This window comes from Caldicellulosiruptor sp. F32 (assembly GCF_000404025.1).
Taxonomy (GTDB): domain Bacteria; phylum Bacillota; class Thermoanaerobacteria; order Caldicellulosiruptorales; family Caldicellulosiruptoraceae; genus Caldicellulosiruptor; species Caldicellulosiruptor saccharolyticus.
Window position 1 is genome coordinate 25,403 of the sequence record NZ_APGP01000118.1, and the last position, 11,187, is coordinate 36,589.

Consider the following 11,187-nt stretch of genomic DNA (forward strand, 5'->3'; position numbering starts at 1 on the left):
TGTCACCCTTTTATATCTTTCTCTATATCTCTATGAAAAATGGACGCTTTATATCCATTATTTTTGATAAGCTCAAAAAGTTCTTCAGCAATCGTAACAGATCGATGCTTCCCACCAGTGCAGCCAATTGCAATTACAAGTTGTGCTTTCCCTTCTTCTGCATAATTTGGTATTAAGAATAAAATTAAATCAAAAAACTTTTTTAAAAATTCCTTTGTCACATCCCACTTTAGCACATATTCTTTGACCTCTTTTTCCTTTCCCGTCTTGTGTTTTAGCTCTTCTATATAAAAAGGATTAGGAATGAATCTCACATCGAATACCAGGTCGGCATCCAAAGGAAGTCCATATTTGAAACCAAAAGACATAACTGTTATTAACATAGTTTCCCGAGATCTTTGGGCAGAAAAAATCTCAAAAAGTTTTTCTTTTAAATCCCTCGGCGAAAGAGTAGAGGTATCGATGATAAAATCTGCATATCTTTTTATATCCTCAAGCTTTTCTCTTTCTTTTTGGATGGCCTCTAAAATGCTGCCGTCACTCTCAAAACTAAGAGGATGTTTTCGCCTTGTTTCTTTATATCTTTGGACCAATACATTATCATGCGCGTCTAAAAAGAGAACTTTGAAGTTGTATGTCCCTTTTTTGAGATCATTTAAAACATCCTTGAAATCATCAAAGAGCTCTCCACCGCGGATGTCAATAACTGCTGCAATCCTTGAAATCTTGTCATTGCTTGCACTTGCAAGCTCAGCAATCTTGGGCAAAAACTGTGGAGGAAGGTTGTCTATACAAAAAAATCCCATGTCTTCAAATGCCCTAATTGCCAAGCTCTTACCAGCACCAGACATTCCGGTTATTATCACTGTCTCCAACAAGATCACCCTTTTTGTTTTCTATTTTATGGGTATCTCAAAAAGTGGCGTTTCAAACTCGCCTATAAACTCTATTTCAGGTTCTAAAAGTACCCCAAACTTTTCATACACAGTCTTTTGTGTATGGTAAATAAGTTTTCTTACATCCTCTGCTAAGGCATCACCTAAGTTTACTATAAAACCTGCATGCTTTTCAGAAATAGAAGCATTGCCAACTCTATATCCTTTCAAGCCTGCATCTTCTATAAGCTTTCCTGCAAAATTCCCTGGTGGACGTTTGAAAATGGAGCCTGCACTTGGATACTGCAGCGGCTGTTTTTTTCTTCTTCTCTGGTTGTATTCATTTGCTTTTTCTATGGGCGGGACATCTTCCTCCCCCGCATATTGCAGGCGAAAAGTTGCTTTCAGCAAAATCAGCTTTTCTTCTTTTAGTCTGCTGTATCTATATGAAAATCTCATATCTGACTTTCCAAGTTTAAGGATGTTTAGATTTTCATCCAAAACCTCCGCACATTCAAACACATCTTTTATCTCACCATCGTATGCGCCTGCGTTCATATATACAGCACCGCCAACTGTACCAGGAATGCCTACTGCAAACTCCAAGCCCTTCAAGCCATTTTCGCATGCTTTTCTTGCAACCTGAGAAATCATACACCCACATTCTGCCTCAATCAAATTTTTTTCTGTTTTAAAAAAATCCATCTTAGTTGTGGTAATTATGGCACCATCAAAACCTTTGTCTGAAACAAGGACATTGGAGCAATTTCCAACTATGCGCCAACTAATTCCATTTTCTTTGGCAAGCTGTATAATTTTAATTAGCTCATCTATATTCTTCGGAAAAACAATATATCTTGCTTTCCCGCCGATTTTAAATGTTGTGAAGTCTTTTAAGAGCTTGTCTTTTGAAAATTCAATATTGAGTTTTTCAAGGCCTATTTCAAACTTCACATCAATCACCTGAATACTATCTTTTCAACATTTATTATATTATATTTAGACAAAAATTTTAATTCCTTATTTGAAAAGAGGCAAATTTTTAATCACCTATTTAGGAAATTGGTGGTATAATAATAGTTATTAGTAATTATCCTGCCTTTGAGTTTGCAGAAAACTTTTGAGGAGTGTACAAAAATGATTTTTGAAGTATTGGTAGTATCAATAATAGCTGGATTTATTGGCTCACTTTTGGGAATTGGCGGCGGGCTTATTGTAATTCCTTTTTTGTCAATTGTATTTAAACTTAACATGCACCAGGCAGCAGCAGCTGGGCTTGTGTCTGTCATTGCAACGTCATCTGGTGCTGCCTCTGCGTATGTAAAAGATAAGCTCACGCATCTTAGAATTGGAATGTTTTTGCAGCTTGCAACAGTCATTGGCGGTGTACTTGGAGCAATTTTAAGCGGTTTTTTACCCACAAAGATTTTGTCTGTAATATTTGGAATACTTCTTCTTTACAACTCTTTTTTAATGATAAAAAACAGAACGTCTGATGAAAAGCCAAGAGAATATAGCCAAGCAACAAAATGGACAAAGATTTTAAAGCTCTATGGAAGCTACTATGACAAAATTTTGAACAGAGAAATAACCTATAGCGCCCAAAACACCTTCTGGGGCTTTTTGATGATGACATTTGCAGGGCTTTTGTCTGGTCTTTTGGGAATTGGAAGTGGAATATTTAAAGTTCTGGCTCTTGATACAATAATGAAACTTCCTTTTAAGGTCTCAACTGCAACAAGCAATTTCATGATGGGCGTGACAGCCTTAGCAAGTATTAGCATATATCTTGCAAGAGGGGATATAGTCTATGACATTTGTGGTGCTGTTGCAGTAGGGGTTTTAGGCGGCTCTTTAATTGGCGCAAAGGTCATGCCGTACATAAAGTCAAAATACCTAAAAGTTGCATTTGCCATCATCCTAATTTACACATCAATTGAGATGATAAAAAAGGGGTTGTTATAAAATGGAAAGTAAAAAAAGCTTGGACATAGAAAAGGTAATAAGCTTGATTTTAAGGGTTGGGGTTGTACTTAGCATTGCTGTAATCTCTTTTGGACTTTTAGCACACATTTTAGTTAATGCTAAGGTTGCAAGTTTAATAATAAAGGTGGGGCTCTATATACTCTTTTTAACCCCATTTGCAAGATTGGTGGTCTCTCTCTTTATGTTCCTTCTTGAAAAGGATTTGATTTACTTTGTAATTACCCTGGCTATAATTGTCATTATTGTTTTGAGCAATATTGTAGTTTCTCTGAGGTTTTAAAAGTCGTGATTTAATCTTAAAATTGTACTTTGCAAATTTCTATTTTAATGGTATTATAATGTTGTAGAAGAGAGTAAGGTGGCAAAAGGGTGAAAGCGGATTCATGATACCATTGTGGGAAAAAGATGTTCCACTTTTTGACCCCCAAAATGGATTTGTACCATATTTAGAACCCTACATACTTGAAAATGGTAAGCAAAACTCATGTATAATTGTCTTTCCAGGTGGGGGATACACACACAGGGCATCACATGAAGCCGAACCTGTTGCAAAGTGGTTAAACAGTATTGGAATTTCAGCTTTTGTGCTTCATTACAGGGTATCACCTTACAAACATCCAGTTCCGCTTTTTGATGCCAAAAGAGCTGTAAGGCTTGTGAGATACAATGCAAAAAAATGGAACATAGACCCAAAAAAAATTGGGGTTTTGGGATTTTCGGCAGGTGGGCACTTGGCATCAACAGTAGGTACTCTCTTTGACCAGGGTGACAAGAAAAGCAATGACCCTGTTGAAAGGGTGTCATGTCGGCCAGATTGCATGATTTTGTGCTATCCTGTTATTAGCATGGCAGAGTTTACACATGATGGCTCAAAAAAGGCCTTGTTAGGTGACTCTCCTGACCCTGTTTGGGTTTGGACATTATCTTCCCAGAACATGGTGACTGAAAGAACACCACCAACTTTTTTGTGGCACACAAGTGACGACAGTTCAGTTAGAGTTGAAAATTCTCTTTTGTTCGCAATGGCGCTAAAAAAACACAACGTACCTTTTGAACTTCACATCTTCCCACATGGAAGACATGGCCTTGGACTTGCTAAAGACACGCCTCATATTGAGGCTTGGACAAAGCTTTGTGAAATGTGGCTTGAGAGCATTGGATTTATTGAAAAAGCACTTTGAAATTCGGCAGTAATTTAAAATTCATAATAGATTAAAGGAGGTTTTTGAGTATGCTTGAAAACACAAGCTATCAGATGAAAAGAAGAAGCGTTGATGAGCTGATTCAGCACCTTAAGACATTTGAGCTTGACCTTAAATTTTCTGTTGGTATCTGGTATTTTTCAGACCATCCAAGCAGATTCCATGCACCACTTGGCGAACCAAAAACAATTGAAGAAAGACTTGAAATCATAGCAAAGCTTAAAGACTATGGAGTTTGCGCTTTAGAGGCTCATTATCCAAACGAAATTAACGAAGACAACTTAGAGCTTTACAAAAAGTTTTCAAGAGATACAGGAATAAAGATTTTATCAGTAATTCCTAATTTGTTCTATGAAAACGATTTCGAATTTTCATCACTCGCCTCACCCATTGAAGAAGTAAGAAAAAAGGCTATCGAGAGACTTAAAACGTCTTTGATGCTAAACAAAGAGCTTGACTGTGAATTTTGTATCATCTGGCCCGGTGGAGATGGATACGAAAACCAATTTGGAATTGACTTTATAAGAATGAGAGACAGGTTTGCTGAAGGTATTGCTGAGGCAATGGATGCTGTGCCAGGTGTAAAGGTTGCAATTGAGCCAAAACCATATGAGCCAAGAGGAAGAATAATTTACGGGCTGACTGGCGAAGGTATACTTCTTGCACAAAAGGTTGAAAAATTGCTGCAAAACCCTGAAAACAAAAAGATTTTAGAGGATGACTCTTTAGTGGGTCTTAATCCTGAGGTTGGACATGTTTTGATGGGATTTGAGGATTTGGCGTATGCATTTTCACTTGCACTTGAGTATGGAAAGCTCTATCATACACACTGGAACAGCCAACCACTTGGAAATTATGACCAAGATTTAAACGTCGGTGTTATCTCACCTGAACAGGCAGAAGCAGCACTTTATGTCATGAAGATGTATGGCTACAGGGGATATTTTGGAATTGACATAAATCCAGAGAGAATGCCAGTTGAGCGAGCTGTTATAAACTCGATTGATGCGATAAAAGCAATGAATGACAGAATTAATAACCTGCCACATGAGGATATAATCGCATGCACAGAAAAGCCACACAAAAATAGAGGCTTACTTGAGGCAATTTTGATAAGAGCAAGGGCAAATAACACTTCAATCTTATCACCTATGCCAAAGGTGGAAAGGTAAAACTCAATTAAAATCAGAGCTTAAAAATTCGGCTGCAAGAGAAAAATTCTTCTTGCAGCCTTTCTTGTTAAAAATTGTATATTCCTTCCAAAATGACACTATTAAAGTTATTGAAACAATTTGAGATTTTTTAAATACCACCTTTCTGTTTTTGCATTATCTACATCTAATTTTTTGTCTGAACTAAATACATAAAAACCCTTTAAACCTTTATCATCCTCTACAATGGCAATACCTTCTGAAATCTTTGAAAAGTGATTTGGCTTTTTAATCTTTGCCTTTACTCTATCCTTCTGTCTTGCCACAGTCATATAAAAGAGTCGATTCATCTTACACCGATTTACTTATGTCTTTGGTTGCCAATAGTTACTCTGAAAGTTTGCTAATCCAAACCCTTAAAAACCTTGACTTACCTTACTCAGAGGAGGAAATATCTAAAATCAAAAATGACCTTAAAAACGAATTCCAGCTCTTTAAATAACGTGAGTTGCCCGAAAATGTCTTCGCTACTTTAAATTGATGGCTACCACTGTGAAATCAGGGACAATTCAAAAGTCAAACAGGCTACCTGCTATGTTGTTCTCGGCATCGATTTTAGATAGCAAAAAAGATATCTTTGGCATTTACACCTTCTTTGGCAAAGAAAACAAAACTGATAGGATGAAAGTCTTTAAAGATTTAATCAACAAGAGGTCCTAAAAAAGTCTTAATAATTGTAAGCGATGACTTCCCTATCAATAAATAGATGCTGTCAAAATCGCTTGCTCTTGAGCTGAGCTTAAGTTTGCTTTTGCCCACCTGCAACGTAATGTAAAACGAGATATGACAAAAGAAGATAGTTCAAAATTCAATAAAGAATTAGATAAAATAAGATTATCTTCTTCTGATGTTGATGAAGCTGTCTCTGGATTCAATCAACTTTGCAATGAATACCTTCCTAAATATCCTCGCTTTTTAAAAGGACTTTTAGAAAAAGCTGAGTTTTACTTTGTTCATATAAATTATCCTGAGGAGATTAGAAAGCATATTTACACAACTGAGGCAGTAGAGAGCATAAATAGTATAATTGAAAAGATAAGAATGAAATCGGGCGGATATTTTCAATCAACAGAGATTCTTGAGATTAATATTTATTTTCAAAGAGAGAACTTTAAGCGAGGTAAATGGAAAAATGGAGTACCTCTTATTAGACACTACACTTACGAAATCTTACAACTCTTCAAATTACGCTATGAATTGGATATACAAAATTCTCGACAAGTCTCGACATTCCCATCACTCATTTAAAAACTTCCATTATCATACTTGCAGCATCCCTTCTCATCTAACATCTTCTTTATCTCTTCTATCTCCTTTTTACTCACATTAGTAGTTTCCAAAAAAGTTGCAATTACATTTCTAAAAGACCCACCAAACATCCTCTGTAAAATATCTCTTGCTTCTTCCTTTTTATAGTCCTCCTCAGTTATACTTGCCGTGTAAAAATTGAACTTCCCTTTCTTTTCTACTTTTAGAGCACCTTTTTTAGCTAAGCGATCAATTAAAGTGAATATGGTATTCTTATGCCACTTCTTGTTTGTCTCCATCACTTTTGTTACAATCTCCCTGCCACTCAAAACTCTATTTTCTTTCCATACCACTTTCATTACCTCTAACTCTGCTTTCGAAATCTTTGGAAATGATTTTTCTTTCATAATTTTTGTATACTCCTTTTTTACATGTGTAGTTTATGTTTTTATTTTACACTTGTTAATTATAATTGTCAAGTATTTTAAACAAAAATTTTTATATGTTTGTTGTAAAATTAAATGCAACAAGGTAAGAAATATTGAAGCCATAGCTTCAAACTGTGTATGATAGCAGTATAAAAAGACAAAACCATACACAGGAGGTTTGAAGTTATGACCTATGATAATCATACCACAAAGAGAAGAAGATTTAAACACCTAAGTTAAGCAGAAAGAGAAATTATAGAAAAGTTATTAGAAATTGGGATATGGCATAAGAGAGATAACAAAGGAGCTTCATAAAAAGTGCAAGTACAATTTTACGTGAAGTAAAACAAAGAATAACCACTCAAATGAGAAACTGACACAAGTAACATTTGAAAAATACTTTGCTCAAACAGGTAAAGTTGTGTATGAGATATTAAGAAGCAAAGCGTAACAGGAAAAACAAACTTTTAGAGGTGGAAAAACTTTTGAAGTTTGTAGAATAAAAGATACTGAAAGATAAATGGAATGTTATTACAGTTGTTGAATATTGTAGGCAAAAGCTTGGATTTAGCAAAGATAAGATGGGAGAGAAATTCAATAGAGTGTTCAAAAGTGTAACAAGCGACAATGGTAGTGAAGCAAGTAGGCTTGGAAAAGTCTTAAATGAATTAGGGTCGGAAGGATATTATACACACCCATATTCACATATGTGAGAGGAACAAACGAGCGGGCAAATAGAATTGATAAGGCGTTTTTTACCCAAAGGAAAAGAAATAAGCAAAATATCAAAAGAAGCTATAAAGAGGAGTTGAAGATTTTTGCAATAGACTTCCCAGAAGGATGTTTAACTACAAAAGTAGCATAGAAAAGTTTCTAGAGGAAATGAAGGGAATATGTGAAGCAGATACATTAGAGAAGTTTTTGTAGGTGGTATAGGAGATACCATCCAAATAGGAGAATATATAACACAAAATGACAGCTTTCTTCTTTCCTGCTGGGAAGCAGGCATATATTCGCAACTATTATCATACACAGTTTGTCGTGTTAATCATATTACAATTTTCGGTTCATTTTAAAAAAGTGTTGCATTAATATTGCAATTTAGAAAATTGAATTACGTACCTTGGAATTAGCAAATCTTTGCTTATATTTTTACAAACAATTTAAGAAACTAATAAATGGGGAGGTGAAATTTATGAGAAAAACATTAGCAGTTTTAAGCATTATAGTTCTTTTATCATTTTCAACAGCATTTGCACAAACAAAAACTTATACAGTTCAAGCAGGGGATACTATCTGGAGTATTGCTGTTAAAAACCAAATTGGAATAAGCGAACTTTTGAAAGCAAATCCTCAAATTAAAAATCCTAACCTTATATACCCTGGGCAAAAGATAAATATTCCAAATAGCAACAATTTAAATGTCTTAGAAAATGAAGTAATTAAACTGACAAATCAAGAGAGGGCAAAGGTAGGACTTCCTGCTTTGAAGACAAACTGGCAGCTTTGTCGCGTAGCAAGGTTTAAATCTCAAGACATGGCAAACAAAAACTATTTTTCGCACTACTCTCCTACTTACGGTTCACCTTTTAAAATGATGGAAAGTTTTGGACTAAAGTTCATGGCTGCTGGTGAAAATATTGCATACGGGCAAAGGAGTGCTCAAGAAGTTGTAAGAGCATGGATGTCTTCCCCTGGTCACAGGGCAAATATACTAAGCCCTTCTTTTACTGAGATTGGTGTTGGGGTTGCAAAAAAGAGTAATGGAGTTTTGTATTGGACACAGATGTTTATGAGACCATATTAATAGTTGATAATCTACGAACATAAAGATACCGAAAACTAATAACTGGGGACCAAAAAGAGCATTTTTAAAAATGGTCCCCTGTTTTTTATTTTACATTTATTTCTACTCGTTCTATCTTGCTATTCGATATGTTAATCGTATGCGCTCCCACAATATTACTTTTTGCATTTGCATTATACATACTTTTGTACACAAGCCTGCCATTTGCGTCAAAACCATTTACTTGAATTTTTATATTTTTGTCATTTCCATAATTTGTAATAATAATATACAATTTTCTTCGCTCTCTGTCGAATAACTTTTCCTGAATCTTAACACCATCCTGCTCAGGCAAAATTGATACATTAACTTTTTTAACATATGCAGGAATATTATTTACGATACAAGTGTCAATTGTTCCTTTTCGGACTCTAAAGTTTCTCGAACCCACCCAAATTTTTTGCCCTTTTTGGTCATAGCCTTCTATCTTTACCCACAGGTTATCATCTCTTTCAGAATTATTTATGCCAACTATATACAAATTACCTTGCTTGTTCAAACACCAGTCAACAACAAATGAAGGCATAGATTTGTTTTGTACAATTTCAACCTGAATATTTTTCAAATAAGTAGGCACACCTGAAATAACACTTGTGTCAATAGTCTGCGGTTTTAACCGGACATTTCTTGAGCTTAAAAATATCTTGTTATTTCTGTCGTCGTACCCTCTTATTACTAAAAACTGCATATCCTTTTTTGTATTATTCACAGTTACAATGTATAAATTCCCTGCTTTATCTAAGCACCAGTCCACAACGTATGAAGAATCAGTTTTATTCTCAATAGTTTTGAACCTTTCATGTGTAAAACACTCAACCTCCCATTTGTCAGGCACAACAGTTTCTGGTAAGTTAAGTTGTGCAATACATGTATCAATAACATAATCTTCTGTTCTAATTAGTTTCTTAATATCAAAAACCATGTTTCGAGAACTCAAAGCTATTTTTTTACCATTCAAGTCGAACCCATTAAGTTTCAAATACAAATAGCGGTCATACATTTGATCTCTATCTATGATACCCTTTTTTTCGAAATCTTTTCAAAATATGGCTCATAATATGTTGCCGTGACATACACTCTTCTTTCAATCTTGTCATAAGCCCAATCAACCACCCGAGTTGACTTAATGGTTGCATATTCAAGGTATGCTTCAATATATGCAAGATCAGAAGGTGTATCTGTTTCTATATCCAGCCTTTCCTTTCCTTCTGAAAGATTTCTAATATTCATTGATGAAACATAGCACAGCTCATTGTTTTGATTATATCCACGGACAACTATGAACGCAGGACTTATATTTGACTTTGGTTCTTTGTAAACATCAACAAAAACGGAATTTTGTAGCCACGTAACTTCTGTTATTGAAATACCGATTTTTTTATTTAAAGGATAAGCTTCCACTTTATTGACATTATTACCATCTATCTTGTACCTAAATGTTTGATTATTAACTTGGTAGAGTGTTAAATAATAATCCTCGGTGGTTTTATTTTTTCGGTAAATTCTTATCTTAATATCAATACTTTTCTTTAAAAAATCTTGTGGAAGTTTGATGTAAGCATAATTTTTGTCAAAATAACATTGAAGTTTTTTATCAACTTTTAACTCATAAAGTTTTTTGACAGGTGTATTAGTCTGCTGAGTTACGTTTTCTCCTTTTGCAATATCATTTACAATGCAGAATCTAACAATAATTACTAAAAATAGAGTTACAAAACTAATAATTAATTTCTTTGCATTAATATTTGTCACTTTTGTATCCCTCCCATTTGCGGTTTAGTAAGAGAGACTTTATTAAAGAAGGTTGTTACTATCTGGGCAATCTTTACTTTACGTTGTTATTTAGTAAATCTTTGTGTCCTTTACATGCTTTATATATTCTCTCATAAATTTTCTTTTACCAACCCTGTCAATATTATAACACATATTTCTTGAAAACGTTGCTTTTATACTGAAAAAATCATTTATTAGAATTAATAATATAATATTTTGCCAAAAAATTGAGAGAATGCATTTATTTTTTTTTGTTTAATCTTACAATTGTAGTATTTGTACATGTGTGGTATAATATATTAAAAAATAAATTACTCAAGAGGTGATTAGAAAATGTTTGAAAATTAGTGGGTAAAACCTTAAGAGGGATTATAATTTTTTAATCTAAGAAAGGAGTTGATTTGTAATGCAAATTAAAAAAATGACCAATTGTAAAATTCTGAAAGCAACAATATTAATTTTATTTTTGCTTTTAGTTCCTATTTTGTACAAGTTGAATATTGTTGTTGCTGAAAGTAGATCTGAGAACAACAAAAGCGATATAGTAATTTTGAAAACAGAAGTTATTCCATCTCAAAATGGTGATAAGATAAGAAAAAATTATTTTTCAAATGGTGG

Annotated in this window: 12 protein-coding genes and 2 pseudogenes; 8 read left to right on the forward strand and 6 right to left on the reverse strand. The window is 34.2% G+C overall.

What is annotated here, in order from left to right; all coding sequences use genetic code 11:
* Positions 1 to 2: 2 nt before the first annotated feature.
* The gene (gene rapZ / locus H964_RS10920; protein ID WP_083931533.1) at positions 3 to 875 is read right to left on the reverse strand and encodes an RNase adapter RapZ; all 873 of its coding nucleotides are present in this window, start codon (positions 873 to 875) and stop codon (positions 3 to 5) included.
* A 21-nt stretch (positions 876 to 896) separates the two neighbouring features.
* A complete protein-coding gene (gene murB / locus H964_RS10925; RefSeq protein ID WP_039767608.1) occupies positions 897 to 1,829 on the reverse strand; it encodes a UDP-N-acetylmuramate dehydrogenase in 933 nt (310 codons plus the stop codon).
* A 183-nt stretch (positions 1,830 to 2,012) separates the two neighbouring features.
* On the opposite strand from murB, the gene H964_RS10930 reads away from it, so the two are divergent.
* From H964_RS10930 to H964_RS10945, 4 genes are all read left to right on the forward strand, one after another.
* Entirely contained in the window at positions 2,013 to 2,840 is an 828-nt protein-coding gene (locus H964_RS10930; RefSeq protein WP_039767609.1) for a sulfite exporter TauE/SafE family protein, read from the forward strand.
* Between the two features lies 1 nt (position 2,841).
* Complete coding sequence (locus H964_RS10935) at positions 2,842 to 3,141, forward strand: DUF1634 domain-containing protein (RefSeq protein ID WP_011916702.1); 300 nt, start codon at positions 2,842 to 2,844, stop codon at positions 3,139 to 3,141.
* 103 nt (positions 3,142 to 3,244) lie between these two features.
* The gene (locus H964_RS10940; protein WP_039767611.1) at positions 3,245 to 4,042 is read left to right on the forward strand and encodes an alpha/beta hydrolase; all 798 of its coding nucleotides are present in this window, start codon (positions 3,245 to 3,247) and stop codon (positions 4,040 to 4,042) included.
* Between the two features lie 50 nt (positions 4,043 to 4,092).
* On the forward strand, positions 4,093 to 5,235 hold the full coding sequence (locus tag H964_RS10945; protein ID WP_039767612.1) for a TIM barrel protein: 1,143 nt from the start codon (positions 4,093 to 4,095) through the stop codon (positions 5,233 to 5,235).
* 107 nt (positions 5,236 to 5,342) lie between these two features.
* Here the strand turns inward: H964_RS10945 and H964_RS12560 are convergent, their stop codons facing one another.
* Positions 5,343 to 5,546: a hypothetical protein gene (locus tag H964_RS12560; protein WP_039767613.1), complete on the reverse strand. Its 204-nt coding sequence runs from the start codon at positions 5,544 to 5,546 to the stop codon at positions 5,343 to 5,345.
* Here H964_RS12560 and H964_RS10955 point away from each other — a divergent pair.
* Positions 5,525 to 6,522 (forward strand): annotated as a pseudogene (locus tag H964_RS10955) (IS256 family transposase); the annotation flags it as partial. The gene H964_RS12560 and the pseudogene H964_RS10955 sit on opposite strands and share 22 nt — an antisense overlap.
* Here H964_RS10955 and H964_RS10960 read toward each other — a convergent pair.
* A complete protein-coding gene (locus tag H964_RS10960; RefSeq protein ID WP_039767615.1) occupies positions 6,519 to 6,929 on the reverse strand; it encodes a BlaI/MecI/CopY family transcriptional regulator in 411 nt (136 codons plus the stop codon). The pseudogene H964_RS10955 and the gene H964_RS10960 overlap by 4 nt on opposite strands.
* Positions 6,930 to 7,136: 207 nt before the next feature.
* Here H964_RS10960 and H964_RS13595 point away from each other — a divergent pair.
* Together H964_RS13595 and safA are read left to right on the forward strand one after the other, a co-directional pair.
* A pseudogene (locus H964_RS13595) lies at positions 7,137 to 7,877 on the forward strand (IS30 family transposase).
* A gap of 268 nt (positions 7,878 to 8,145) precedes the next feature.
* Positions 8,146 to 8,757 carry a SafA/ExsA family spore coat assembly protein gene (gene safA / locus H964_RS10970; protein ID WP_039767616.1) on the forward strand — a complete coding sequence of 204 codons (612 nt, stop codon included), beginning with the start codon at positions 8,146 to 8,148 and terminating at the stop codon, positions 8,755 to 8,757.
* Positions 8,758 to 8,842: 85 nt separating this feature from the next.
* Here the strand turns inward: safA and H964_RS10975 are convergent, their stop codons facing one another.
* Both H964_RS10975 and H964_RS10980 read right to left on the reverse strand, forming a co-directional pair.
* A complete protein-coding gene (locus H964_RS10975) occupies positions 8,843 to 9,718 on the reverse strand; it encodes a hypothetical protein (RefSeq protein WP_156823688.1) in 876 nt (291 codons plus the stop codon).
* Positions 9,719 to 9,807: 89 nt separating this feature from the next.
* Positions 9,808 to 10,548 carry a hypothetical protein gene (locus H964_RS10980; protein WP_039767619.1) on the reverse strand — a complete coding sequence of 247 codons (741 nt, stop codon included), beginning with the start codon at positions 10,546 to 10,548 and terminating at the stop codon, positions 9,808 to 9,810.
* 427 nt (positions 10,549 to 10,975) lie between these two features.
* Here H964_RS10980 and H964_RS10985 point away from each other — a divergent pair.
* On the forward strand, positions 10,976 to 11,187 hold a 212-nt coding region (locus tag H964_RS10985; RefSeq protein WP_039767622.1), incomplete at its 3' end, for a hypothetical protein.